Consider the following 26,152-nt stretch of genomic DNA (forward strand, 5'->3'; position numbering starts at 1 on the left):
GTTCAAAAGTTATTGTTGATGGTTGGCTTCAAGAAACCAGGGTATTGGGAAACATTGCATTTTTGATTCTGCGAGATCGCGAGGGTAGTGCTCAGGTTACTTTGTTTAAAAAACAGTTTGGTCCAGAAAAATTTAAAATGCTGTGCAATTTGCCGAGAGAGAGTGTGTTGGAAGTATCTGGAATAGTTCAGAAAAACGAAAATGTAAGCTTGGGCTTTGAGATAATACCTGAAAACATAGAAATTCTGAACCTGGCTAAATCACCATTGCCGCTGGGCATAATCGATAAAGTAAATACAGATCTAGACACTAGGCTTAATACCAGATTTTTAGATCTCAGAAAACCCGAGGTTCAGGCAATGTTCAAAATTAAAAGCACTCTGTTAGAAAGTATCAGAAACACGCTACTAGAAAACGAGTTTATTGAAGTACACACGCCAAAGATAGTTGCCACAGCTACAGAGGGTGGCACCGAGCTGTTTCATGTTCAATACTTTGAAAATGATGCATATTTAGTGCAATCGCCACAGTTATATAAACAGATTATGATGAGCGCAGGATTTGATAGAGTGTTTGAAATAGCACCTGCTTTCAGGGCTGAAGAACACAATACCGTAAGACATCTTAATGAGTTCATTTCTATAGATGTAGAGATGAGCTTTTGTGATGATGAAGACGCAATGAAACTTTTGGAAATCGTTATCGCAAACGCAATCTCACATGTCAAAGAACGACGAAAGAAGGAACTTGAGATTCTAGGATTAAACTGGACTGTCCCAGAAATACCTTTTAAGAGATTCGATTATGAGTTTTTAAGAGCCCTAGTAAATGAGAGTGGTTTAAAAATGGATTTTGGCGAGGACTTTTCAGCTGAGGCACAAGCAATAATAGGTGCAAAATATCCAGATTTTTATTTTATTAAAAATTGGCCTATAGAAGCCCGCGCATTTTATGTGTATCCAGATCCAGCGAACCCTAAATTCGGAAAAGCGTTTGATTTGCAGTATGGTGAGCGTGAGCTCACGTCTGGAGCACAGAGAAATCATGATTATGAGTCTTTAAAAAACGCGCTGATTTCTAAAAACTTGAATCCTGATAACTTTGAATTTTATTTGAAAGCTTTTGAATATGGAATGCCACCGCATGCGGGGTGGGCAATAGGATTGGAGAGACTTACTATGATTCTCAGCAATGCAAAAAACATCCGGGAAGTTTCTCTATTTCCAAGAGATAGAAGAAGAATTGTACCTTGATTTGGAGGAAATATTATGTTTGATTTTGGGTCTGTAAGGTTCAGAGCGATTGAAAAAGAGGATTTAAAATACATACATGACTGGGAAAATGACTATGAGCTATTTCTTTATACTAGAGCGAATCCACTTCATTTTATAACTTTAGAGCAGGTTGAAACTGAGTATGACGAGCTCTTGAAAAACAAGAATGCTTTAAAATTCATTGTTGAAAACAATGATAATAAACAAGTTCTAGGCCTGGCAAGGTTCAGTATCAATGAATCTGACGTAAGATCAGCAGAGATAGGGGTATACATTGCCGACAAAGAGCAATGGAATAGGGGTCTTGGAAAATTAATAACTTTGGGATTGCTAGAGATGCTATTCTATCACCGTAGCTTTGAGAAAGTAGTAGCAGGAAGCGCAGAGTTTAACAAGAGAGCGCATAAAGCATTAGAATACTGTGGATTCAGAAAGGAGGGAGAGCTCAGGAGAGGTATAAAGTTGTATGGAAAATACTATTCGTGGTACATATATGGAGAGCTGTATGATGAGTACATGCAAATTCGCGAGAAAGCATTGAAAGAAACATTGAAAGAGGACTATGAAGAATATATAAAAATGGTATCAAGTATAGGGTGAGCAAAAATGGATAATATTAATAATATAATAAAAAGTATGGAGCCTGAAATAGTAAGCACAATGATCGAGCTAATATCTAAAAAAGCAATTTCTCCAGAATCTGGAGGATCTGGAGAACTAGAAAGAGCAGTTTATTTGCAGGGCTTGCTTGAGAAGATAGGTGTAGATAAAATAGAGCGAATAGATGCAAAAGACAACTACAATGTAATAAGACCAAACATACTGGCACAGGTATATGGAAAACAGAGAGACCGCACAGTCTGGATTGTGGCGCATATGGATACAGTGCCTGAGGGAGACTTGTCACTTTGGAACACTGATCCATTCAAGGGAGTATTTAAGGATGGAAAGATTTATGGCAGAGGAAGCGTAGATAATGGGCAGGCTATACTCACAGCTCTATTTACATTAAAGATCTTGAAAAAGCAGGATATTGTGCCAAAATATAATGTTGGTATAATGTTTGTATCGGACGAAGAAGTTGGTAGCAAGTATGGAATAGATTTTGTGCTGAAAAACCGTGAGTTTTCTAAAAATGATCTTTTTTACGTTCCTGATTCAGGGAACTCGGAGGGAACGGAAATAGAAATTGCAGAAAAATCTATTTTGTGGATCAAGATCAAGGTCAATGGCAAACAGGCGCATGGAAGCAGGCCAGACCTAGGATTGAACGCAAACAGGATCTCAATGTTATTAAACAGCGAAATTGATAAAGATTTACATAAAAAATTCACGGCTGTAGATACTCTGTTTACGCCTGAATATTCAACCTTCGAGCCTACAAAGAGAGAGAAGAATGTGGATAATGTTAACACCATACCAGGCACTGATGTCAGCTATTATGATTGCAGGATTTTGCCCACATACAATATCGATGATGTGCTGAAAGTTTTTGAAGAAAAGATTAGTAAGTTTAAGAAAAAGTACCAGATAGAAATTGAGTCTGAAATATTACAGAAATCCGTAGCTCCAAAACCCACTGATAAAAACAGTGAAATTGTCCAGACCCTTTTAAGAGTATTGAAAGAAGAGAGAAACATAGATGGAAAACTGGTAGGAATCGGAGGCGGGACATGCGCTGCTTTTTTCAGAGCAAATGGAAATCAATCTGTGGTCTGGAGTACCCTGGATGATGTTGAACATAGCCCTAACGAATATTGCAGGCTTGAAAACCTGGAGAAGGATATACTGGTATTTACAAAGCTTCTGATCTAAATAAAACGGTATCTGATTACAGATTATATAAACTTTTAATTTTTTTCAATTTTTGCAGTTTTTTATTTTGCATTGCTATTTTTCCGTTAATTATTGTGGTATCTACATTTAGCCCTTCCAGTGAATAGACTAGATTAGATACTATATTTTCCTTATACATAGGTAGCCCATTAGGAATTGGATCTATTATTATCAAGTCCGCGAGTTTACCTGTTTCTACACTTCCAATATTATCATTTCTTAGTGCCTTAGCACCGTTAATCGTTGCAAAGTCTAGAATCTGCTGTGCAGAGATGATAGATGCGTCCCATCTATCGTTCTTGATCAATAATCCTGCTGTTTTCATAACCTGAAACATGTCAAGATTGTTGTTACTTGAAACGCTATCGGTACCTAGCGTAACTGTTATCCTGTTTTTCAGCATCTCTGAGATCGGAGCTGCTCCGCCATTTCCAAGCTTCATATTGCTGACAGGATTATGCGATACAGATACATTATTTTTAGATAACATGTAAATTTCATTTAATGTTAAATATAATGAGTGAACGGATACAAGCCTATCAGATAAGAACCCAATCTTTTCCATATATTCAACGGGCCTCTGCCCGAATTTTTGCTGATTTTCATATACTTCCTTTCTGGTCTCCGCTATATGCATCGTCATTATCTTGTCATATTTTTCAGCCAGCTCTTTCGCTTTTAACATGGTTTCTTTGCTGCAAACATATATTCCCTGGAGCCCTACTTCCGGAACTATCAATTCATCTCTATTATTGAACTCTCGTATAAACTGCTCTGCGTTTTTTAAAGGATCTCCAACCTGAGTGGTGAATTCACGATCTAAAATTACCCAGCCTAGAAATGCACGAATCCCAGTTTCTATGGCCGCTTTTGCGACTATGTCTTCACTGTAGTACAGATCCAGAAAAGAGGTTGTGCCAGTTCTTATAAGCTCCAGCATGCCCAGCAGAGAGCTCAGATAGAGATCTTCTTCAGATCTGGATGCGTCAATCTTAAACATCTTATTTAAAAACGATTCTAAATTTAAATCATCAGCTGCTCCTCTTAAAGAGCCCATCGCTATATGCGTATGCGTGTTTATTAATCCCGGTGCAATAATTTTACCGTCAGCATCTATTTTGTGATCTGCTTCTATATTAATATTTTCAGAAATGTCGATTATCTTATTAGATTCTATATATATGTCCTTTTTTACAATGTTTCTTTTTGCATCCTGAGTGACAATCCATCCATTTTTTATCAAAATGCTCATAATAGAAAGTAAGAAGAAGAGGTATAAATTTTTTTATTTTTTAAAATTCCAGGATCTGGCCATATATCTTTCTTTCTTGATTGGCTCAATCAGATTTATTTCATCTGGATCAAGAGCACCTTCAATAAACTCAAATTCAGAAAACGAGCTTTTATAACCTTCTACTATGCTGTTTTTCAACTTTAAAATATCAAACTCTCCGCGCTCTTTCTCTATTGATGTAACGCGCTCATAAACATTCTTAATAAGTTTATCCTTCATTTTTTCATTGTCTACTTTAAGCACTGAAAACATAAGCTCTGGATTTACAGAAAGTAATAAAGTGCCATGCTGAAGTACTGATCCAAATCTGCGAGTTTGCGCATTTCCCGAGATTTTCTTATTGTTCACAGAGATATCATTTATTCCTTCAAATCTTGCGTCTAGACCGAATCTTATCAATCCTTCTAACAACCCGGAAGAAAGGACAGTATATGACTCTTTTAAGTTGGTTATACCCGCAAAACTTGGATCAACTACAATACTGTACGTTAAATCGCCTTTGTGGTCATGATAAACTGCACCTCCGCCGGTAATACGGCGTATTACGCTGATCCTGTTTTTTTCTGCATATTCCAGGTTTATTTCATCAAAAATACTCTGAAAATATCCAATGCTAACTGCAGAAGGATCCCAGTGATAGAGCCTTAACGTGTTAAAATTCTTGCTTTTTCTAGATCTCAAGATTGCTTCATCAATAGCCATGTTAGTAGCGGCATCATGATATGAGTCCATAATCAACCTGAATTTCATAAGATAAAATCACGCTCTAAATATTTAATCTTTCGTTTTTTGCAAGGAAGAGACAATCTTTTTTAGACGTATACTTTTTTACAGAATCTACTCTTTTTACTGGTGATTCACATTTTAAGCGGCTCCTACCACAAACATGGCTATTGATGAAGAAATTTTGCCATAGTTTAAACCATAATCTTAAAATATTATAAATTTATTCTTGCCTATGGGAGGGGACTAGATGGAGCAAGAGTATTTAGCACCGATAACAAAACGTAGAGGAAGAAATAAATTAGGAATTGCGATAGGAGCAGTAATAGTGATTGCAATAATAATAACTGCAATAATAGTAGCCGGCACTTTTAAAAACAATGATTTAATACAGAACAATCAATCTCCATTCATATCCGCACATGATATGAGTAAGATTTTAGGGTCTAATTACAATTTAGTGAATATAACGAATGGAACGGGAAAGTGGTTAATGTTTGTGATAACTACAATAGGACAAAAAGCGGTATTGAGCAATAAAATGGCAAATTTCACAAACAACTCTGGCGGAAACACCATTATAATAGTAACTGTATTCATCAGCAGTAGTGTTGCTCAAAATGTATATTATGATTCTCAGATCGTATGGCTAGGAGGTGCACCGATTCAGGGCAGCTACAAAGGATATATATATTCTCTTTATTACTATAATACTTACAATGTCCTAAATAATACAAATGGATGGAGCGCCAGTATATATAATAACAACCAGACATTTGTGGAAATATATATTACTGGCAATTATACAGAAACACAGGCAACTAGCGTGATAAAAGGAGAAATAAATGCAATGATAAATTCACAATAACAATCCACTTAAACAATGCCAAGAAATATTGCAGCTTTGAGCTATATATTCTTTCTATTTAATTTAAAAAATTTATCTTAAACCAACCTTAAAAACCTATCTAGCAATAGGTATGATGTAGGTTAAAGATCCATTTCCATCTTTTATGATTGAAGAATCTATCTCATACACTTTTTTGATATTTTCCTCAGTGATCACTTTCTCTGGAGCATCAAATTGCACTATCTCTCCCTTATTTAACAGCATTATCTTATTGCAATATTTAACTGCCAGATTAACATCATGCATCGCTACAATTATGCTTATATGCTTTGTCCTCACTAAATTTTTCAACAATTCGAATATAGAAATCTGATATTTCAGATCCAAATTTGCATTTGGTTCATCCAACAACAGAATTTTCGGATCTTGTGCTATGGCCATAGCAATAATAACACGCTGCCTTTCGCCGCCTGATATTTCGCGAATTGATTTATCTTTTATGTGCATGATATCTGTCACTTTCATAGTATCCTCGACAATATTAAAATCTTCCTGAGACACAGATTCGAACATTTTCAAATATGGTGTTCTACCCATCATTACCAGATCACTGACTTTAAAATCAAAGCCAGGCTCAAAATTTTGTGGAACTACTGCTATGACCCTGGCTAGCTCCTTTCTCTTAAAGTTTTTTAGCTCTATGTCCGTCAATTTTATGCTACCTTCATACTCTAATATTCCTCCCAGTATCTTGATAATCGTGCTCTTTCCAGCACCGTTAGGGCCAAGAATGCCAACAATCTGATCTCTCTCAAGTCCAAAATTAATATTATTTAATATTGTTTTTGAATTGTATCTAAAACTCAAATTTCGAACATTTATTATCTCCAATATTTCCCCTCCTTGTTTAACAGATACAGAAAGAATGGTATTCCTATCAGCGACGTTATTATCCCCACAGGAAGCTCTTCCATGTATATCATAGATCTAGATATTGTGTCTGCAAATATCATGAACGTTGCACCTCCCAGTATCGACAACATCACCAGGTTCTTGTTGTCCGGGCCAGCAATGAGCCTGAATATGTGCGGTATAATCAACCCTACAAATCCTATGATTCCCGCAAATGCTACTGCAGTGCCTGTTATTAACGAGGTAAGTATTAAAAACAGCCACCTTGTTTTTTTGATATTAAGCCCCAGATACTGTGCATTTTCGTCGCCGAGCATCATTGGGTTCAGGTCCCTGGAAAAAAGATAAATTACCAATATGCCAAATACAATGATGGGCAATGCAATTTCTATCTCTACCCAGTTAGCGCCACTGAAACTTCCCATTAACCAGAATATTATGACTGCAAGCCTTTGCCCAGATATATACATCATAATGGAAACCATCGCACTCAAGAAAATAGATACTCCAATTCCAGAAAGTAACAAATTTTCGCTTCTAAGGCTTCCGCTGCTTCTGGCTATCAAGTAAACTGCAGCCATTGAAGCCATGCATCCTGCAAAAGCGAATGCTGGCAGCATAAAGTACTGAAACAGAACAAGATTAAAAACTATTGCCACGGCAGCACCCAGGGCACCACCCGATGCTATCCCTATCACGTATGGATCTGCCATTGGATTTCTGAACATAGCCTGCATTGTCACCCCCGATACTGCTAAAGCTGCGCCAACTATCCCTGCTAAAAGTATTCGCGGCATCCTAAGTTGCCATACTATTATAGAGATTATAGAGGAGGAAGAGGGGTTAAATAATGCATTTAAAACCTGCATTATAGAAAAACTGACACTGCCTACGAATAATGAAATAAATATTACTAGCGCCAGCAACGTAACAAGAATTGAGTATAATGAAAACTTCATCGGGTATAGTAATCAATTCAAATATATTTACTTTTTCTAAACTAAACTTTAAAAAAAGGAATAAAATGATTACAAAAGTTTATTCAGCACATACTGCAAAATTCCGCCAGATTTGTAATAATCAATTTCCACCTCTGAATCTAATCTTATCTTTAAATTTGCAGATTTTTTTGAGCCTTTCATGTCCGTATAAAACATTGTAGCATTAGAACCTGGCTTTAGATTTTCAGGTAACTTAATCGTAAACAATTGTTCAACATCTGCATTTAAAGTAGCTATGTCTTCCCCTTCATTAAACTGCAGCGGCAAAACTCCCATTCCTACTAAGTTACTTCTATGTATTCTCTCAAAGCTCTTTGCTATTACTGCCTTTACTCCTAACAGATAAGTACCTTTCGCAGCCCAGTCTCTCGAGCTTCCAGTTCCATATTCCACTCCTGCAAATACAATTACTGGAACCTTCTGTTTCATGTACTCCATCGCTGCATCGTAAACATACATTTCTACTTTTTCAGGCAGCTTTTTAGTAAAGCCTCCTTCTTTCGAGACCATCTTGTTTTTTATTCTGGTATTTGAGAATGTGCCACGCATCATTACTTCATGGTTCCCGCGTCTAGAACCGTAAGAATTGAAATCCTGAGGATTTACACCATGTTCAATCAGATACTTGCCGGCAGGACTGTCTTTCGATATTGATCCTGCCGGAGAGATGTGATCGGTCGTAACTGAATCTCCTAGAACCAGCAATGGTCTGCAGTCTTTTATCTCAGATTCGTACTTTATTTCATGGGGCTTAAAAGCATCAAAAAATGGGGGTTTTCTTATGTACGTACTCTGATCATCCCATTTATAAATATTTCCAGATTTGGATTCTAGGCTGTTCCATTTCTCATTATGTTTATATATATTTTCATATTCTTCGATAAACATCTCTCTGTTAATATATTTATTAAGCACCTCTTCTATCTCCTTGTTTGTAGGCCATATATCCTTCAAAAATACTGGTTTTCCATTTTGGTCATTGGCTATTGGCTCGGTAGATATATCTTTCAGTATTGTTCCTGCGAGAGCGAACGTAACCACCAGTGGTGGCGACATTAGATAATTAGCCCTGACATTTTTATGTATCCTGGCTTCGAAATTTCTATTGCCAGAAAGTACAGCGACTGTACTTAACTTATTTTTTACAATTGCATCTTCTATTTCAGGTAGCAGTGGGCCTGAATTACCGATACATGTGGTACAGCCATATCCGACAACATTGAACCCAAGCATATCAAGATACTTCTGCAGCCCTGATTTTTCTAGATACTCAGAAACTACTCTGGACCCCGGGGCCAAGCTAGTCTTTACTTTTTTACTGACTTTGAGCCCTCTTTCTACAGCTTTTTTTGCCACTAAACCTGCAGCAATCATCACAGAAGGATTGCTGGTGTTTGTGCAGCTTGTTATGGCCGCTATTACAACATCGCCGTCTGAAAGGCTGACCGTTTCTTTTTTAATGTTTGTGTTTTTTTCATTAATATCAAGGTCTCCGCCATTATTATGCCAGGAAACAATGTGGTCTGGCAAACTAACATCATCTGTTTTGAGTGCTTTTGATCCTGCACTGTTTATAAAGGTCATAAAACTATCTTTTGTTTTGTCTATATCCACTTTCTGCTGTGGTAGTGAAGGTCCTGAAATAACAGTTTTTATTTTAGATAAATCTACGTCAATTACCTGATTGTACACTATACCTTCTTGTACGCCGAATAATTCCTGAGATTGATAATATTTTTTTATTAAGTCAATTTGTTCCTTGCTTCTGCCGGTTAAAAACAGATAATCTAGCGTCCTGTCATCTATCGGAAACAATGCAAGCGTTGCACCGTATTCCGGGCACATATTGGAAATAGTTGCCCGATCTGGTACAGACAACTCTTTTATGCCGCTCCCAAAAAATTCCAAAAACTTGCCCACAACGTTCTGCTTTCTTAAAAGTGCTGTTAAATTCAATACAAGATCTGTAGCAGTGATCCCAGGTTGCAACTTTCCGTGCAGGTTCACACCGATTACTTCCGGCACTGTAAATGTTACTGGCTGCCCAAGCATAGCGGCCTCAGCCTCTATACCTCCAACGCCCCAGCCGACAATGCCAAGACCACTGATCATTGTAGTGTGTGAATCGGTTCCCACAAGTGTGTCTGGATAGACATAATCTGCATTTTTATTATTAACGATCGCCACTTTTGCCAGGTACTCTAAATTGATCTGATGAATTATACCGTTAGACGGGGGAATGATCTTCAATGTTTTAAATGCACTCTGAGCCCATTTCAGAAACTTGTATCGTTCTTTATTTCTCTCGAATTCTTTATTCTCATTAAATCTTATAGCATCTAATGTGCCATATTGATCCACCTGTATAGAATGATCAATAACCAGGTCCACAGGAACCAATGGCTCAATTATTTCTGGATCTTTGTTCAGTACCCTTACTGCATCTTTCATTGCTGCCAGGTCTGCAACAGCAGGTACTCCTGTAAAATCCTGCATTATAACTCTTGAAACTTTAAATGAAATTTCACTAGAGTGATCATTTTTTGGCCAGTTCAACAAGTTCTCTATTTCTGAGGATTTAATACTCTTTTCATCAAGATTTCTGATCATAGATTCTAATATAATCCTAAGAGAAACTGGCATTTTTGATATTTCATATCCCTGTTTTTTCAGTGCCGGTAGTGAAAAATATCTGTAAGTTTTATTACCTATTTTAAACTCTTCAATGTACTGATAATCATTTTTCATAGATACCATAAAAAATATGCACATTAATTAATATTTCTATTTGTGGGCATATTCAAAAACAGAGAGATCTAATAACAATAATTTTTTTCATGACTTAGCTTAGAATTTTTAACTTTTGGTGAGGTTATATTATTGTTATTCGTCATTTTTTTTATATTTAGTAATATTAAAAGTTGCTAATTTATTTTTTATATCAAAAATAAATTCTAATTGTAAATATTTGCAATAACATAGATAAAAATGAAAAAATAAGTTAAGATATATGTAAAAATATTATCAAAATAGATATATATTGATTAGACATATAAATTAATATACAATTTTTGCATATGGGAGATAAGTGATCATCTATGAGAATTTTAATTTTAGGTGGCGGTGCTGCTGGCAGCATAGTTGCAAATAGAGTTGCAAATGAGTTGCTAGGCAATATAGAATACAACGATGTAGAGGTGATAGTGCTTGACAAAAGTGAAAATCACTATTATCAGCCAGGGTACCTGTTTGTAGCCCTGGGAGAAGAAGAACCAGAACACTTTATAAGAAAAGAGCGGGATCTGCTTGATGAGCGGGTACAATTTTACTCTGGCGATAATGGAGAAGTAGTAAAAATTATGCCAAACGATAAGAAAGTACAGACAAAAGATGGAAAAATCTGGGACTATGACATTCTTGTAATAGCAATGGGAGTGTATCCAGATCATGACGCTATTCCTGGCTATAGAGAAGGAGCTCACTCGTTCTATACACTTGACGATGCAATCAAGCTCAGAGAGGCTATAAACAGCTTCCAATCTGGAAAGATCGTGGTTCATGTTTCATCAATTCCATATAAATGTCCTGTTGCACAGTATGAAATAATTTTTGCATTACATGATCGATTAAAGAAAGAAAATAAAAAGGTGGATTTTGAATATGTATTTCCTTTACCCGGAACTCATCAGCATCCAGTGGTAAGCCCGATTGGAGAGAAATGGATGAAAGAGAAAGGAATAAAGATTACATCTCCATTCAATGTTACGAAGATAGATCCTGCAAATAAAGTAATGTATTCAAAAGAGGGAAAAGAGGTAAAATACGACCTACTGATCTCTATACCTCCAAACAAATCTGCAGACGTTGTAAGGAGCTCTGGATTGGCATCAATGTGGATTCCGACAGACCCATATACAATGAAATCAAAACAATATGATAATATCTATGTTCTAGGGGATAACACAGACATTCCGAACGTTGCAAAAGCAGGTTCTGTAGCTGAATATGAAGCTGCTGTAGCAGCCAAAAATATTATTGCGACAATCAAGAAAACAGGAATGTTATACAAATATAATGGCGCTGCTTATTGCTTTATAATGCATGATATGGACAAAGCCGGTTATCTTTACATGGATTACTTTACTCCTCCAATCGTATCATTACCATCAAAATATGCAAAATGGCTAAAGCTTGCTTACAACGAACTGTACTGGAGCATGTCTGTAAAGTCTGAACTATGAGGTGATAAAATATGGCAAATACTAAAAAAACCACAAAATCAACAAAACATTCAATGTTTGAAGTGTTAGGACTTGTAGAATCTGATGAATTAGTGAGAGTAATCAGGAAAGTCATAGAGATTCAGGAAAATGGAACACTAGATAAATTATTAGATCTCCTCACCCTATTTTCCAAGGATGAAAAAACGGTTGATAGGATATATACAAAGGTTATTGACCTATCAAAAAAAGGTACAGTATACAAGATACTTGAAGGAAACGTGATAGACAGGCAGTTAGACGCAATATTAAATTTAATGAAGGATGGATCTCTAATAAAATTGATAGATTTGTTTGAAGATATGCAGAAAAAAGGGTTACCAGAGCTAATTGATCTCATAGCTGATTTACAGAAAAAAGGTGTATTAGCACAGCTTATACAAATTGCTCCGAAACTTACAGTCTTGCTAACTAAGATGGGAGACTTGGAGAAACAGGGATTGCTTAACATAGATAAGATTACAAACCTGATTGAGAAGATATCAGCTATGCTGAACGACGGCACAATAGATAAGCTTCTGGAGCTACTTGTAATGCTTGCAGCTATGCTGGACGCATTCAATGAGGACATGATAAAAGGCATGGCATCGAAAGTAAATAAGATATTAGAGTTGACAGAACCAAACAATCTTTAATATTTTCTTTTTTAATTTTTTGTTGTATTATTTCTCAGCAAGATATGCATAGATTTTATAATAAATTATTATCTTTCTATTATTATTTTCAGCTTTTTTATTGCGCAAATCAAGTAATATTTTCTTTGTGCTTGTAAAAAGATCTATTTTTTAAATGCGTGCCAGAAAATTTAAAATAAAGAGATTGGCATGCTCATCTTATGAATAACAAACTTTTTGCATTATGGGGTGAAGAGTCAAGATCCTCAGATTCGTCCCCAAAACTCTATGAATATATATATAAGCAATTTAATGTAAATGGAAATAATATCATCTGGGATGGCTATTATTCTCCTTCTTCTTTATCAATCGATGACAATTTAAAAAAGCAGCTATTAAACTGTATAACTGAGGACAAAATCTCATTTGATGTTAAAGACCGATTTTATCATTCTATCGGAAAGGCTGCGTCAGAATATATAAAATTAATGAATGGCGAAAAAATAGAGATTGTAGATGCTGTTATCTACCCGACTGAGGAGCAGGTGCCCTCTCTTTTCAAGAACCTAGGCAAAGACATTGAGATCGTGATATTTGGAGGTGGCAGTTCTGTAACAGAAGGTCTCACGCCGAAAAAAAAGAAGAAATATTCAGTTAGTTTGGACATCAAAAATTTCAGAGATTTCAAAATAAACAAAGAGTCTCTTGTATTGGAAACTGGCACTGGATTTACTGGGCCGGAGCTGGAAAAGAAATTAAACAGTGAAAATTTAACGCTCGGGCATTTTCCAGAGTCGTTTGAACATTCTACTATCGGAGGATGGATTGCTACCAATGCTGCCGGGCAAGAGTCAAATAGATACGGTAAAATGAAAGATATGGTTATAGGAGTGAAAATGATAACTCCAACAGGTACATACACAGATCATCCTGTACCTGCAGAATCCGCTTTTTTCAAAGTTTCTGATCTGGCAGTAGGCAGCGAAGGGGCGTACGGGTTGATTACCAAAGCATGGTTAAAAGTAAATCCTGTTCCACGCAACAGATATTTTCACAGTTATATGTTTCATTCGTTCATGGACGGAATAGAAGCGTTGAGAGATGAGTTTAGACATGGCAATTTTCCTATGGTTTCAAGGTTATCAGACGAAACAGAAACAGCACTTTCAATGCTTGCTATCAAAGATAGCTTTTTAACAAACCTTTTCAAAAGATACCTGAATATGAGAAATGTGCTAGAAAAAAGCGCATTGTTGATCCTGATAGACGATAAAAAAAGATCATATAAATCATTTAAAAAAGGAGTGTCCATAGGCTCTGCGCCAGCAAAGTTCTGGTACAAAACCAGGTATGACAGACCCTACATGTACAACGAGCTTTTAAAGAGAGGAATTGTTGCAGAGACAATAGAAACGTCTATGCTATGGGGCTCTGTAAACACACTTTACAATAATGTTATACAAGCTTTTAAAGATGCAACTTCAAAAAACAATATTCAGGGCATAATAATGAGCCATGCTTCTCATGAATACAAATCTGGGACTGCCCTATATTTCACGTTTCTCTTTTATACAGAGCAGGATAAAGAAAAAGTGTTATTTTTACTAAGAAGCACGGTGCTTGATGCTATTTTGAGATCTGGCGGATCTATATCGCATCATCATGGAATAGGCACAATGCTGGGCAAAGAGCTGAAAGAGTACAAAGGAGAAACATACAAACTGATAAGATTGATAAAGGAAAACGTAGATCCGCAAAACATCATTAATTCAGGGATATTATATGATTAATCAAATGGATGAGAGAAACAAAATTGTAAATTCGATGAGCGGGGGCGTGGATGTGCTGATAGTAGGTGGTGGCATTACAGGCGCTGGAGTTTTAAATTTACTTTCAAGCATTGGCATCAGCTGTGCTTTGATCGAATCTGAAGATTTTGCAAGAGGCACTAGCTGCAGGTCTTCAAAACTGATACATGGAGGTCTGAGATACCTGGCTCATGGAAACATATCAATTGTCAGGCAATCTGTCAAAGAGCGAGATTTTCTTATTAAAAACTCGGATGCTGTAAAGAAGATAGGATTTATGATTCCGATCGATTCATATTCATGGTCCAAGAGTTCGCTGGGGTTTGGCCTCAAGTTATACAGCTTGTTTTCTAAAAACATCAAAGCAAAATGGATGACCAAAGATGAGATAATAAAGGAAGAGCCTATTTTTGAAAATATTGATTTTAGAGGTGCATATGTATATGCTGAGGGCATAGCCAATGATGCCAGGCTGGTAATAAACACAATTCTTAGCGCTGAAAAGAACGGTGCCAGAATACTGAACCATGCAGAATTGAAATCGATAGTTTTTGAAGATCTTGCAAGAGAGGCGGTCGTATTAGACAAGATAAGCAATAAAGAGTTCAATGTTCCATTCAAGTTTATGGTTAATGCCACGGGGCCTTGGATTGCAAATCTTTTTGAGCAGTTTAAAAGCAAGTATGCGTATGCTGAAAAATTGAAAGAGAATTTGAAGCTCAGCAAAGGAGCACATATAATGATCAGCAAAAAGTTATTTCCCATAAACAATGGAATAGCAGTCAGATCCCCGGTCGATAAAAGGCAGATTTTCATAATACCAAGGGGTGAAGTATTACTGATAGGAACTACCGAAACATATTTTAATGGAGATTTAAACGATCCAGAAGTGGATGAAAACGATGTTAAGTACCTGATCGATTCTGTCAAAAACTATATTCCAGCACTGTCAGAAAAAGACGTAATATCTGTATTTGCAGGAGTAAGACCATTATTTGGAAAGAGCCAGGATCTCGGAGACATAAGCAGGGAATATAAAGTGTTCAGGACCGGCAATATCATAAATATCATGGGCGGGAAACTAACCACGTTCAGAACTGTGTCAATGAAGGTTTCGAAAATCATAGAAAAAGAGATGGGCCTAAAAAAGGAGCCTTTCATGCAATTTTCATACCGGAGAGAAATAGATTCTAGAAAAACAGAGCTTTCAAAACTGCTGATTGATAATAATTTGCCAGTCACAGATGATTCAATAACTTTTGCATACGATATTATTTACGAACATGCATATCATATCGAGGATATATTATGGAGAAGAGAAGGGGTTGCAATATTCTCGACGGATGGTGGAATGTCTAAGCTAGATCTCTGTTCTGAGGTCTTGAAAAAGTTGCTTGGCTACGATGATGCAGCAATTAAGAGAGATGTAAGCGATTATATAAAAGCGCTAAGTGTAAGACAAAAATTTATGTAGTGCCTTTTCCATAAGCTTTTTAAATGAAAGCTTTTTTTATAGTCAATCCAGTTGCTGGCAATGGAAGAGGAAGAAGAGTATGGGAAGAAATAAAGGTCAAGCTTTTTAAAAGTATTGGAGAACAGGATTATAAGTTTACTGATTTTCCGGGAGATGCCACAGATCTTGCAAGAGATGCTGTGCTGAAAGGATATGATACTATTGTTTCTTGTGGCGGAGATGGTACGGTCAACGAGGTGCTTAACGGGCTGGTAAATTCCAATGTGAATTTCACGATTTTGCCATTAGGCACAGGATCGGATTTTGGTAAAACTATTGGAATAAGGAGCTATGAAGATACTATCCGCGCTCTGAATAGAGGAGATGTGATGCTTTGCGATGCTGGAAAAGTATATTTTTATAAAGAGAACAAAGAACGCTATTTTCTCAATATTCTCGAGATCGGATTTGGAGCAGAGGTTATGGAGTACGTAAATACTCATAAAAAGCACAGAAAATACGCTTTCTTGATTGGCGTGATTGCCACGGTGATGAAGATGAGAAAATTCAGGATAGAGCTGGATCATAATTCTGAAACGCTAAATTTTGAGAGCATAGAAGTGATCGTGGCAAACGGCAAATATTTTGGAGGTGGTATGCTTGCTTCACCAGGCTCGAAAATTAATGATGGAGAACTGGATGTGCATATTTTAAAAGCGGTTTCTAAGCTAAAAACGTTGACAAGACTTAGAGAATTGATAAATGGCACGTACATTGAAAAGGGATATTCACATGATTTTCAGCTTGACAAAATTGATTTTAAGGGAGAAGAACAGCTAGTAGAGATGGATGGAGAGGTGGTTGGTAGAACACCCATTTCTATCATCATCGAAAAAAAGGCTGTGAAATTGTTGGTTCCTAAATGAGAACTTACCTGTTCCAGTTTCTGAGCCTGTAATATCTTTTTAATAGAGACTCCAGTTCCTCGTTGCCAGTTCCAGACTCTTCAGGCTCGTTTTCAATGCTTTTTCTGGCTAATGCAGGAAGCCAGTCATCTTCACTTTTCAGACCCAATGACTCGTTTATTTTCCTCTTTAAAGTTACTATATTAGATCCTGCTTGCATAAGCTCTTCAAGAGTAAGCTCAAAGCCGGTGGCCAGGTTCAGGCCTTTCAACAGGTCCGCTGGAGAAGGTTGTGCATAGTAACATAAAATCGCAGAGTTGTAGACCTGCCTGTAATCTTGTGTTTTTATCAGAGACATTACACGATCATCAGAATCTACGTTCCATCTATCTCCCATCGTTATTCCAATTTCCTCATGTGCACCGCCTATATCTACCTGGTACATATCCGCCTGCATGTGATCTGCACCCCTAGAAGATGTTGCATATCCAAGCCCCTGCAGCTTGAAAGCCCTCGGATCATGCATTGGTATCTCCAACCCTTTAACCGTCGCAATCTGATCTCTATCAATGCCCTTAGCCCTTGCAAACTTTTCTAGACCTACAGCCAGCTCCTTTCCAGCACCTCTTGCATATGCTATATCTTCTATTAATTTTCCAATATTGTTCAGAGACTCATCAAAATATTCAGAGATCTTGCTGTCTTTCAAAATTCCGTTTTTCAGGTAAGATCTTAATGCTGCCAAGAATACTCCAGTGCTTATAGAGTCCAGGCCCAGTGAATTAACTGCATGGTTCCATTCTACTATCTTGCCCAAATCTGTATTTCCCAGCAAAGATCCAAATGCTGCCACGGTTTCGTATTCAGGGCCGTCTATCGTGCCATTTTCTGTAGTTATAGTTCTTCCACAGCCTATCACGCATGAAGAGCAGTGGTAGCTTGATACCTTAAAAGATTCGTGAAATGCCATGGCACTGAGCGTGTCGTATGTAAAAGCATGATCTTTAAAATAATTGGCTGGCACATCGCCGAATCCTTGCCCACCATCGATCCATATCATGCTTCCATAACTCCTGAATCCTGAGGAAATAGGAGTTTCAAATATCTCTTTAGCAAGCCTGGATGATAATTTATTAAATTCAATTTTATTAGCTACCTGCGGAATAAGATTGCCTTTTACAGCTATCGCTTTCAGCTTTTTAGCTCCAAAAACTGCACCCATGCCAGTCCTGCCTGCAGCTCTTCCTTCGTCGTTCATCACTGCTGAAAACAGCACTTTATTCTCTCCCGCTGGGCCTATTGCCATAATGCTGTACGATCCAGATTGCTTTATTTTTTCCTGTACCCTGTAAATATCCAGACCCCATAAAGCCCTAGCATTTTCAATCCATACTTTTTCCGGCGTTATAAATATAGAGATAGGATCACTGGCTGCACCTTTTATTATGATACCGTCATAACCAGCTCTCTTAAGCATATACCCAAAGTGCCCACCAGAATTGGATTCTCCAAGCAGGCTCGTCTGAGGGCTTCTGCTCACTATCTCATGTCTTCCCGTATTTGGAAATGCAGTGCCTACTAGAGGGCCAGTAGTTATGATTATCGGATTTGATGGTGAAAAAGCATCATGATTTCCACCATACCTGTCAAAAAGATAACTTCCAATTCCAACCCCTCCAATGTATTTGGCCCATATTTCGGTATTCAGAGAGTCTGTCCAAGTCTCTGATGATGACAGATCTATAACTAAAATTTTATTCCAGTACCCGGACATGTTAATCACTCATATGCCTTTTTATATATGTTTTTCAGATCTTCTTCTCCCACTACCACAGGATTGAATGCTAATTCGCTGTCTTGTAGAGATTTCTCTATCATAGTGTCTATGCTTAAAAAATATCTGTCTTTTTCTATGCCTAACTGCTTTACTGTATATTGTTGTCCAACACCTTGGTAAAACTGTTTTATCTTGGCTATAAATTCTTGTATGTTTTCACAGTTTTGTAATTTTGCAATTTTCAGATATTTTTTCTGAATCTTTTCATCCTGAGAATTAAACTCGATGACATATGGCAAAAATAAGCCTACCGAAGTGCCATGAACTACATGAAATGTCGCTCCGAAACTGTGGCCCAGTGCATGTGCCAGTCCAGTGCCACTGTTTGAAAACGCCATGCCTGCCATGGTCGCTGATAGATGTATCAGATCCTTTGCTTCTTCATTATTATCCATTGCACTATTCAAATTCTGAAATATCGTTTCAATTGCTTTTTCTGCCAGCGCGTCAGTCAGAATCGTTGCAGTGTTAGAAGATATTGCCTCAAATGAATGAACAAAAGCATCTATGCCTGTAACGCTTATAATGTTCTTGTTCAGAGGCGTTAAAGATGAATCAAGTATGTCTATCTCCGGCACAAGCTCATAATTTCCCAATGCTAGTTTTCTATCATGGTCTGTCAAAACAATCCCAAAAGTTGCATCACTGCCTGTTCCAGAAGTAGTGGGTATTGCCATCAACTTTACATGAAGAACCATATGCTCGAATGGATTGATCTCTCTCAAATCTTTATCAGGATATGAAAACTTGATCGCCATCGATTTTGCAAAGTCTATAACGCTTCCGCCTCCAATAGCCACAATAAAGTCAGGATTGAATTTATAATATTTTTTAAACGCCTCTTCAATGCTATCTACAGATGGTTCTGGCATAACATCTGTAAATATCTTATATTCTATCTTTTCAAACATTTTTTCAATTTTCTTTTTGAATAACTTGTAAATGTTCTGATCTGTAACCACCAGCGCCTTTCTAATATTTTCATTGGTTAAAATCTCGGATATATCATCGGTCTGATCTCGCTGAAAATATATTTTTCTGGGAAACGTAAAAAGAGACATAATTACTCCAGATACATTGTAGGTATGCTCTGCGCAACCTTGACCATCGCTATTGCCGCTGACGCATATCTTAAAAGCACAGCAATGTTCCCGACCACTTTCATCTGCCCTGTTAACATTGCCTGCGTAGGATTGATCTTGCCATCTATTATCTTTTTCCAGTTGCTATATGTAGCTGTAAGTTTAAACGGTGCAGTTTTTTCTGGATCTTTTACAACTTCACAGTTTTCGCAGATCCCGTCCTTGAGATAGAGAATAAAAGTGTCAAACTGAGGTTTTTCTTTAAGACTGTCCAATTCTATCATTTTAAACAGTATTGGATCTTTCCAGCCTTTTCCAGCTTTATTATAATCTGGAGATTCTTTAAGCCTTTTACAATATTCATTGACCCATTCCTCTGAGGGAAACAACATTTTATTTTCCATAGTATGTATTAATGGATACTACAATATATAAACATTTCTCGATTTTTTAGATTTCTTATTTAAGAACATTTAAATATTATTTGGATAATATCACTTTTTAATGAAAAAAATTTTGTCTGCGCTGATTGTATTAATCCTGATTTTAGTTTTGTTCATTCCTCTCACAGAAGCAACAACACATTCTGACAGTACTAAAACGCCGGTAAAACACGTGATTAACATATTTCTTGAAAATCATACTTTTGATAATTTTTTTGGCATCTATCCATCTGATTCTTTGAACACTAGTATGGTAAAAAACCTATCTGTGCCTGTAAATTTATTGCAAAATAGATCACTTCTTAACTCTTTAACTGCAGTGCCACCCTATCAATATTCTACAGCAGATCCTGTGGAAGGGTACTTAGCTTACCATGCTGACTGGAACAATGGTAAGATGAACAATTTCAAGAATGGCAGTGGCCCACAATCCATGACCTATTATACAGCCTCTCAACTGGGACCCTTATGGGACCTTGCAGAACAGTACTCTATCGCCGATATGTACTTTGCACCACAGTTGTCCGAAAGCGCTCCAAATACACTTTATTATTATGCTGGGTACTCTCCAGTATTCAATGATTATGGGCCTGTTCCCTATATCCCATTCTCAGAAACAATCTTTGGTGAATTGAACAGTTTTAATATAAGCTGGGGCGCTTTTGTTTACAATCCCGCATCTAAATCATTTGATGAGTCAGCTTATATTGCGGGATTAAACAATTATTCTGATCATATACAGGGATGGAACACTTTTATTTCAGATCTCGCAAATGGCACATTGCCTTCAGTAAGCTGGATCTTTTCTCAAGATACAAATGGCGGACAGTACAGTATGGGTGCACCTTACAATGTATTGAAAGGAGAATTGTGGATCATGTACATAATTAATAAGATAGAATCCAGCCCGATATGGAACAGCACTACAGTTTTTATAACATGGGATGACCCTGGCGGATATTATGATCAGATCAGTCCTCCAACATTGGACGGTGTGCAGCTTGGCATGAGATTGCCTTTAATTGTCGTATCTCCGTACGCTAAAGAAGATTATATATCCAGCACCGTAATGAACCATGCTTCGATTCTCGCGTTCATAGATTATAACTGGAACATTCCTGCCCTGAATAAATTTGTTTCCAATTCAAATATACCAATAGACATGTTTAACTTTAATCAATCATATCAGAACGGTAATATAGCCAGAGCACCTATATCCTTTAATACTGTGCCTTTGCCATCTTCTATAGAATTCAATCTCCCAAGTAATTCATCAAGATATAACTTTTCCAGCATTTTTCCTATGGTACCACAGTATTCATTCAGTAACCTGACTTATTCAAGGCTTGGATATACCACCTTAAATCTGTCTGCACTGAATTCAGGAATATTTGTAACAAACGATATTTCTGAAACTCCTTTCTACTATACGCCAGCATTTTTCATCTTAATAATTATAATAGATGCCATACTTTTGGCGCTGATAATATGGATCAGGGGTGGCTCATTTGACAGAAAAAAATAGAAAAGCAAAAATATTCTATATCCTGTTTGGATCTCTGCTCTCAGTATCTTTAGTTCTTACCGCAGCTTATATTACCAACCTTGTATACATGATCGGAGACTATCCTGAGATAATACCGCTTCTGATCGGTATTATAGCCGGTGCCATTGTATTCTCTATAGCCGGAGCATTTTTAAACGAGAAGAAATACATGAATATTGTGTATACCGCTATATTTTCAGTGGCTATAATATTGATATCAGATCTCATTCTCAACATTTATGCATTTGCAAACCCTGACTCAGTGATAATGATCTCTGGATTTTTAATAAACTCACCTTATGCTGTTGTCGTTGAGATTTCAAACTACCTGTCAAAAACAGAAAGATTGAAAAATAAATTAATTGCATCCATAATAATAGCAGTATTGGCAATTATCATTATTGTGATATTCGCTATAATCTACGAAAAGGCAGGGCAGGCAATATTACCACAGGGAATATCCATATTTGCGTATCTGATGTTGATTGCCTTTATAGCAATATTAATAATGTCCAGAAGACAAAAAATAGATCAGAAAAGTTGAATTTTTTCATTCTCTAATAAGCCGTCAGCTCAAACAATAATCTCCTTGCCCCGTGTTTTACTTAGCATAGATTATATGAAATTGAGAAATAACTCTGGCACTAGCTTTTTTTCGTGCGCCATCTCCAATAATGTCAATATTGCCATTCTTCATTTATTGCCTCGATCTGTTAAATAGTTATTCTTGAAAATACATGTTTTCTACTAGCTTTATAATCTCATCTTCTTCATATATCTTCTTAACCTGAATGTCTCAGTTTTGGCGCCACTAATTCTCCAAAATAATTTCTTATATACCTCCATTATTGTCAACTGAAAGCTTACAGTTGCTCTTTTGAACAATATTTCTAATGTCTTTGACTTACCTGAAAATTACTTTTTTAAACATCTGTTATTTTCTCTATTGAATGGTTTTTCAATAGACTTTTTCTGGTAAATTTAATTGGGAAACCTATAACCTATGCCGGAGAACTCAAAATACTGTATGAATTTGTAAAGAGTCAAGAAGTTTGCTTTTCGCAAACATGGCAAGACTGTTTTATGAACAAACACTATATCAAATGATATATATCTCAAAAAAATCAGGCTCTTGATAAGTCTTAAGAAGCTAGGCGCTATCGAGATTTACATGAAAGAGAAAATAAAATTGTTACAGAAAAGAAATTTCGATTTTTTATATAAATACTATGAGGTACAAATCCAGACAACTTCGAGTAGTACTAAGCGCCCCGGCTGGGATTTGAACCCAAGTCATGGGTTCGACAGACCCATATGATAGACCACTACACCACCGGGGCATAAGATAAGATTAAAAGAGTAAAACTATACATTATTAAAAACTTTTGGATTTATTTTATCTTGATCAAATTACTGAGATTTCAAATGGTACATTATTTTATTTTTTTATATACTAAAAAACGAACTGGCCATAAAAAAAATATATTGAGAATTATGTATAATGTGACATAAATGTCGATATGAACATATTTTCATAAATATACTTATATATTTGAGATCGTATCTATTAATTGGTGATATGCATGCCAGGTGGATATATAGGAAAAATTTTGAGAGTAAACCTCTCGAATAAAAATATAAAAATAGAAGCACTTAACATGGATTTGGCAAAACAATATATTGGTGGACGTGGCTTGGCTACTAAATATTACTATGATGAAGTAAAAGACTTAAACATTGATCCTTTAAGCAAAGATAACAAACTCATTTTTGCTGCAGGGCCTTTAACTGGAACTCCAGCACCGTCAGCGAGCAGGTACATGGTTGTTACGAAGGGCGCTTTAAACAATGCGATAGCCTCTAGCAATTCAGGAGGTTTCTGGGGCCCAGAGCTAAAATTTGCAGGATTTGATATGATCATTATAGAAGGCAGATCTGAGAAACCAGTATATTTGTGGGTTCATGATGGCTCGGCAGAACTTAAAGATGCATCTGATTTATGGGGCAAAGACACGCATGAAACAGAAGATATGATACAAGATAAGCTAAAAGATAAGTTTGTCAGGGTTACAGCGATAGGTCCAGGAGGAGAAAACTTGGTTAAGTTTGCAGCAATAATAAATGAAAAGCATAGAGCTGCGGGGAGAACTGGTGTTGGCGCTGTGATGGGCTCAAAGAAGCTCAAAGCGATAGCAGTAAGAGGACATGGTAAGGTACCGATTGCAAACAGAGATCAGTTCAAAGATGTTTTGAAAGACAAGCTTAACAAGATCAAGGCAAACAGTGTAACTGCGCAAGGATTGCCTGCATACGGTACTGCAATTCTGGTAAATATAATAAATGCGCAGGGAATGTATCCTACGCACAATTTTCAGAGCGGGACTTTTGAACATGCAAATGATCTGAGCGGAGAGGCAATGGCTGAAAAGTATCTGATCAAAAACAAAGCTTGCTTTGCTTGCCCTATTGCCTGCGGGAGAATAACCAAGCTGGATGGAAAGGACAGTGAAGGACCAGAATATGAGACTTTATGGTCTTATTCTGCAGATTGTGGAGTTACTAATTTTGAGAAAGTAATTGAGGCAAACTATTATGCAGACAAACTCGGCTTGGACACAATCACCACTGCAACTACCATTGCTGCAGCAATGGAGTTGAATGAGAAAGGATACATACCAAAGAAAGATATAACTGGACCAGATCTGAAGTTTGGCAATGCTGATGCAATAGTAGAATACACAAAAGATATAGCATACAGAAAAGGATTTGGAAACAAGCTTGCAGAAGGATCTAAGAAGCTGGCAATGTCTTATAACCATCCAGAAATGTCAATTTCTGTTAAAGGACAGGAACTGCCAGCGTATGATCCTAGGGGTGCATATGGCCATGCACTAGAATACGCAACCAGCAACAGAGGAGGTTGCCATGTTAGAGGATACATGATCTCGCCCGAGATATTGGGATTACCGGAAAAACTAGATCCGCTTGTAACTACGAACAAGCCTTTCTGGACCAAAACATTTCAGGATCTGACTGCTGTTATAGACTCTGCCGGTGACTGCTTGTTTACTTCTTTTGCTTTAGGTGCTGATGATTACAGGGATCTGCTAAACGCTGTAACTGGATTTGACTACACTACAGAAGAGATGATGAGGGCAGGAGAAAGAATATGGAATCTTGAGCGAGTCTTTGACCTGAAAGTAGGATTTACAGGAAAAGATGACACTTTGCCGGAAAGGTTCCTGAACACGCCAATGCCCGACGGCCCTGTAAAAGGATCTGTGGTGCCATTGAGCACAATGCTTCCTGAATACTATACTCTAAGAGGCTGGAGCAAAGAGGGAGTGCCAACAAGCTCAAAATTGAAAGAATTAAATATCTCTTAACTTTTTCATTTTTTAATGTTAGTCAGATATTTTGCATTGTTAAGAAACATTACGGGAAAACAGGAAGAATCGATAGAGGCAAAAACCGTTAGAGAGCTTCTAGATTTGCTTATTTTAAAATATGGAAAATCGTTTGAAAAAGAGTTTTTTGAGCAGGGAAAATTAAAGAAAGGTGTAAATATATTAAGAAACGGAAGGAATATACTGCACATAAACCAGCTTGACACGGAGCTTGAGAGCTCTGACGTGATCTCGTTATTTCTGCCCTTAGCAGGAGGTTAAGGGCAGAGTATAAGCCTTCTGGACCATAGACAATCACCGCAAGAAGGTGCATTGCCAGTGCAGTCTATGTCAGTATTTGATACAAAATAGCATTTTGCATTTGAAAAAACGCAATCGATGCATGATGGATATGCTGAATTTTCAACGTTCCATCTAAATCTCTGGTATTCGTCACTGTTCCATATCTCAGACAATCTTTTTGAGTTTACATTTCCAAAACTGAACCTGTTCACGTTTTTCAATCTACCGTATATATATTCAGGATAACTATGTAAAAATCTGTAACATGGCGATACTTCTCCGTCCCATCCTATGACCGTGCTTTTTTTCTGCATAAAATCGCAAATCCGTTCAGTTTTTAAACTGAATTCTGGTAACAATACTCCAATTCTGTTAACTCTTGAACTCTTCAAAAATTCGTTTATATATGTCTGATCAATTTCAGAATCGTAAACAATCTCATTAACAAGTTCAGGAGACATGGGTAGTAAATTTGAGATGAGAATTCTGCTAACTCCTATTTGTCCCCCCAACTCTGCGATTTTTGGCAATTGATCAATATTGCTTTTCATTGCTACAATCTCAAGCTCCAGCTTTGGATATTCTTTGTTTTTTGCTCTCACTTT

22 protein-coding genes and 1 tRNA gene are annotated in these 26,152 nt (G+C 36.9%); 13 read left to right on the top strand and 10 right to left on the bottom strand.

Annotated elements, in window-relative coordinates; translation table 11 throughout:
• The 3 genes from aspS to QXQ25_03915 form a co-directional block, all read left to right on the top strand.
• Positions 1–1,253: aspartate--tRNA(Asn) ligase (gene aspS, locus QXQ25_03905; protein MEM0160850.1), on the top strand; the 1,253-nt coding region annotated here is incomplete at its 5' end.
• Between the two features lie 15 nt (positions 1,254–1,268).
• A complete protein-coding gene (locus tag QXQ25_03910) occupies positions 1,269–1,874 on the top strand; it encodes a GNAT family protein (GenBank protein MEM0160851.1) in 606 nt (201 codons plus the stop codon).
• Positions 1,875–1,880: 6 nt separating this feature from the next.
• Positions 1,881–3,089, top strand: coding sequence for a M20 family metallo-hydrolase (locus QXQ25_03915; GenBank protein MEM0160852.1), 1,209 nt, complete (start codon positions 1,881–1,883; stop codon positions 3,087–3,089).
• Between the two features lie 16 nt (positions 3,090–3,105).
• Here QXQ25_03915 and QXQ25_03920 read toward each other — a convergent pair whose 3' ends face one another.
• Both QXQ25_03920 and QXQ25_03925 read right to left on the bottom strand, forming a co-directional pair.
• Positions 3,106–4,362: an amidohydrolase family protein gene (locus QXQ25_03920; GenBank protein MEM0160853.1), complete on the bottom strand. Its 1,257-nt coding sequence runs from the start codon at positions 4,360–4,362 to the stop codon at positions 3,106–3,108.
• A 33-nt stretch (positions 4,363–4,395) separates the two neighbouring features.
• Positions 4,396–5,154 carry a biotin/lipoate A/B protein ligase family protein gene (locus tag QXQ25_03925; GenBank protein ID MEM0160854.1) on the bottom strand — a complete coding sequence of 253 codons (759 nt, stop codon included), beginning with the start codon at positions 5,152–5,154 and terminating at the stop codon, positions 4,396–4,398.
• A gap of 223 nt (positions 5,155–5,377) precedes the next feature.
• Here QXQ25_03925 and QXQ25_03930 point away from each other — a divergent pair, with 223 nt between their 5' ends.
• On the top strand, positions 5,378–5,995 hold the full coding sequence (locus tag QXQ25_03930; protein ID MEM0160855.1) for a hypothetical protein: 618 nt from the start codon (positions 5,378–5,380) through the stop codon (positions 5,993–5,995).
• A gap of 96 nt (positions 5,996–6,091) precedes the next feature.
• Here the strand turns inward: QXQ25_03930 and QXQ25_03935 are convergent, their stop codons facing one another.
• The 3 genes from QXQ25_03935 to acnA all read right to left on the bottom strand — a co-directional run bounded on the left by QXQ25_03935 (position 6,092) and on the right by acnA (position 10,638).
• Positions 6,092–6,868, bottom strand: a complete 777-nt coding sequence (locus QXQ25_03935; protein ID MEM0160856.1) for an ABC transporter ATP-binding protein — start codon at positions 6,866–6,868, stop codon at positions 6,092–6,094.
• Positions 6,859–7,848 (bottom strand): iron chelate uptake ABC transporter family permease subunit, encoded by a 990-nt coding sequence (locus QXQ25_03940; protein ID MEM0160857.1) that lies wholly within the window; start codon positions 7,846–7,848, stop codon positions 6,859–6,861. The genes QXQ25_03935 and QXQ25_03940 overlap by 10 nt, the downstream gene beginning before the upstream one ends.
• Positions 7,849–7,917: 69 nt before the next feature.
• Positions 7,918–10,638: an aconitate hydratase AcnA gene (gene acnA, locus QXQ25_03945; GenBank protein ID MEM0160858.1), complete on the bottom strand. Its 2,721-nt coding sequence runs from the start codon at positions 10,636–10,638 to the stop codon at positions 7,918–7,920.
• Between the two features lie 350 nt (positions 10,639–10,988).
• On the opposite strand from acnA, the gene QXQ25_03950 reads away from it, so the two are divergent.
• The 5 genes from QXQ25_03950 (at position 10,989) to QXQ25_03970 (ending at position 16,971) form a co-directional block, all read left to right on the top strand.
• A complete protein-coding gene (locus QXQ25_03950; protein MEM0160859.1) occupies positions 10,989–12,131 on the top strand; it encodes an FAD-dependent oxidoreductase in 1,143 nt (380 codons plus the stop codon).
• Positions 12,132–12,142: 11 nt separating this feature from the next.
• Entirely contained in the window at positions 12,143–12,805 is a 663-nt protein-coding gene (locus QXQ25_03955) for a hypothetical protein (protein MEM0160860.1), read from the top strand.
• 200 nt (positions 12,806–13,005) lie between these two features.
• Complete coding sequence (locus QXQ25_03960; protein MEM0160861.1) at positions 13,006–14,574, top strand: FAD-binding oxidoreductase; 1,569 nt, start codon at positions 13,006–13,008, stop codon at positions 14,572–14,574.
• Positions 14,567–16,066 (top strand): glycerol-3-phosphate dehydrogenase/oxidase, encoded by a 1,500-nt coding sequence (locus tag QXQ25_03965; protein ID MEM0160862.1) that lies wholly within the window; start codon positions 14,567–14,569, stop codon positions 16,064–16,066. Before QXQ25_03960 ends, QXQ25_03965 begins: the two co-directional genes overlap by 8 nt.
• A gap of 23 nt (positions 16,067–16,089) precedes the next feature.
• Positions 16,090–16,971, top strand: coding sequence for a diacylglycerol kinase family lipid kinase (locus tag QXQ25_03970; GenBank protein ID MEM0160863.1), 882 nt, complete (start codon positions 16,090–16,092; stop codon positions 16,969–16,971).
• 4 nt (positions 16,972–16,975) lie between these two features.
• Here the strand turns inward: QXQ25_03970 and QXQ25_03975 are convergent, their stop codons facing one another.
• Genes QXQ25_03975 through QXQ25_03985 form a run of 3 tightly spaced genes read right to left on the bottom strand, consistent with a single transcriptional unit; the run spans position 16,976 to position 20,273 of the window.
• A complete protein-coding gene (locus tag QXQ25_03975) occupies positions 16,976–18,724 on the bottom strand; it encodes an aldehyde ferredoxin oxidoreductase family protein (GenBank protein ID MEM0160864.1) in 1,749 nt (582 codons plus the stop codon).
• A 5-nt stretch (positions 18,725–18,729) separates the two neighbouring features.
• Positions 18,730–19,848, bottom strand: a complete 1,119-nt coding sequence (locus QXQ25_03980) for an iron-containing alcohol dehydrogenase (GenBank protein ID MEM0160865.1) — start codon at positions 19,846–19,848, stop codon at positions 18,730–18,732.
• Positions 19,849–19,850: 2 nt separating this feature from the next.
• Positions 19,851–20,273, bottom strand: coding sequence for an SCP2 sterol-binding domain-containing protein (locus QXQ25_03985; protein ID MEM0160866.1), 423 nt, complete (start codon positions 20,271–20,273; stop codon positions 19,851–19,853).
• A 100-nt stretch (positions 20,274–20,373) separates the two neighbouring features.
• Here QXQ25_03985 and QXQ25_03990 point away from each other — a divergent pair, with 100 nt between their 5' ends.
• Together QXQ25_03990 and QXQ25_03995 are read left to right on the top strand one after the other, a co-directional pair.
• A complete protein-coding gene (locus QXQ25_03990; GenBank protein ID MEM0160867.1) occupies positions 20,374–21,837 on the top strand; it encodes an alkaline phosphatase family protein in 1,464 nt (487 codons plus the stop codon).
• Positions 21,821–22,402 carry a hypothetical protein gene (locus QXQ25_03995; protein ID MEM0160868.1) on the top strand — a complete coding sequence of 194 codons (582 nt, stop codon included), beginning with the start codon at positions 21,821–21,823 and terminating at the stop codon, positions 22,400–22,402. Before QXQ25_03990 ends, QXQ25_03995 begins: the two co-directional genes overlap by 17 nt.
• Before the next feature lie 723 nt (positions 22,403–23,125).
• On the opposite strand, the gene QXQ25_04000 is transcribed toward QXQ25_03995, so the two are convergent.
• Positions 23,126–23,198, bottom strand: a tRNA-Asp gene (locus tag QXQ25_04000).
• 243 nt (positions 23,199–23,441) lie between these two features.
• On the opposite strand from QXQ25_04000, the gene QXQ25_04005 reads away from it, so the two are divergent.
• Both QXQ25_04005 and QXQ25_04010 read left to right on the top strand, forming a co-directional pair.
• Positions 23,442–25,244, top strand: a complete 1,803-nt coding sequence (locus QXQ25_04005) for an aldehyde ferredoxin oxidoreductase family protein (protein MEM0160869.1) — start codon at positions 23,442–23,444, stop codon at positions 25,242–25,244.
• A 15-nt stretch (positions 25,245–25,259) separates the two neighbouring features.
• Positions 25,260–25,526 carry a ubiquitin-like small modifier protein 1 gene (locus QXQ25_04010; GenBank protein ID MEM0160870.1) on the top strand — a complete coding sequence of 89 codons (267 nt, stop codon included), beginning with the start codon at positions 25,260–25,262 and terminating at the stop codon, positions 25,524–25,526.
• Here the strand turns inward: QXQ25_04010 and QXQ25_04015 are convergent.
• Positions 25,523–26,152 (bottom strand): SPASM domain-containing protein (locus QXQ25_04015; GenBank protein ID MEM0160871.1); only part of this gene is annotated, 630 nt, incomplete at its 5' end. The genes QXQ25_04010 and QXQ25_04015 overlap by 4 nt on opposite strands.

This window comes from Thermoplasmata archaeon (genome assembly GCA_038729465.1).
Taxonomy (GTDB): domain Archaea; phylum Thermoplasmatota; class Thermoplasmata; order Thermoplasmatales; family ARK-15; genus JAVRLB01.

What these genes read in the sequence shown, in the direction of transcription:
- QXQ25_03975 (MEM0160864.1), bottom strand. Translation starts at nt 18,724, where the DNA reads ATGTCCGGGTACTGGAATAAAATTTTAGTTATAGATCTGTCATCATCA.
- QXQ25_03910 (MEM0160851.1), top strand. Translation starts at nt 1,269, where the DNA reads ATGTTTGATTTTGGGTCTGTAAGGTTCAGAGCGATTGAAAAAGAGGAT.
- QXQ25_03955 (MEM0160860.1), top strand. Translation starts at nt 12,143, where the DNA reads ATGGCAAATACTAAAAAAACCACAAAATCAACAAAACATTCAATGTTT.
- QXQ25_03980 (MEM0160865.1), bottom strand. Translation starts at nt 19,848, where the DNA reads ATGTCTCTTTTTACGTTTCCCAGAAAAATATATTTTCAGCGAGATCAG.
- QXQ25_03965 (MEM0160862.1), top strand. Translation starts at nt 14,567, where the DNA reads ATGATTAATCAAATGGATGAGAGAAACAAAATTGTAAATTCGATGAGC.
- QXQ25_03940 (MEM0160857.1), bottom strand. Translation starts at nt 7,848, where the DNA reads ATGAAGTTTTCATTATACTCAATTCTTGTTACGTTGCTGGCGCTAGTA.
- QXQ25_03930 (MEM0160855.1), top strand. Translation starts at nt 5,378, where the DNA reads ATGGAGCAAGAGTATTTAGCACCGATAACAAAACGTAGAGGAAGAAAT.
- QXQ25_03925 (MEM0160854.1), bottom strand. Translation starts at nt 5,154, where the DNA reads ATGAAATTCAGGTTGATTATGGACTCATATCATGATGCCGCTACTAAC.
- QXQ25_03915 (MEM0160852.1), top strand. Translation starts at nt 1,881, where the DNA reads ATGGATAATATTAATAATATAATAAAAAGTATGGAGCCTGAAATAGTA.
- QXQ25_04010 (MEM0160870.1), top strand. Translation starts at nt 25,260, where the DNA reads ATGTTAGTCAGATATTTTGCATTGTTAAGAAACATTACGGGAAAACAG.
- QXQ25_03985 (MEM0160866.1), bottom strand. Translation starts at nt 20,273, where the DNA reads ATGGAAAATAAAATGTTGTTTCCCTCAGAGGAATGGGTCAATGAATAT.
- QXQ25_03920 (MEM0160853.1), bottom strand. Translation starts at nt 4,362, where the DNA reads ATGAGCATTTTGATAAAAAATGGATGGATTGTCACTCAGGATGCAAAA.
- QXQ25_04005 (MEM0160869.1), top strand. Translation starts at nt 23,442, where the DNA reads ATGCCAGGTGGATATATAGGAAAAATTTTGAGAGTAAACCTCTCGAAT.
- QXQ25_03970 (MEM0160863.1), top strand. Translation starts at nt 16,090, where the DNA reads ATGAAAGCTTTTTTTATAGTCAATCCAGTTGCTGGCAATGGAAGAGGA.
- QXQ25_03950 (MEM0160859.1), top strand. Translation starts at nt 10,989, where the DNA reads ATGAGAATTTTAATTTTAGGTGGCGGTGCTGCTGGCAGCATAGTTGCA.
- QXQ25_03990 (MEM0160867.1), top strand. Translation starts at nt 20,374, where the DNA reads ATGAAAAAAATTTTGTCTGCGCTGATTGTATTAATCCTGATTTTAGTT.
- acnA (MEM0160858.1), bottom strand. Translation starts at nt 10,638, where the DNA reads ATGAAAAATGATTATCAGTACATTGAAGAGTTTAAAATAGGTAATAAA.
- QXQ25_03960 (MEM0160861.1), top strand. Translation starts at nt 13,006, where the DNA reads ATGAATAACAAACTTTTTGCATTATGGGGTGAAGAGTCAAGATCCTCA.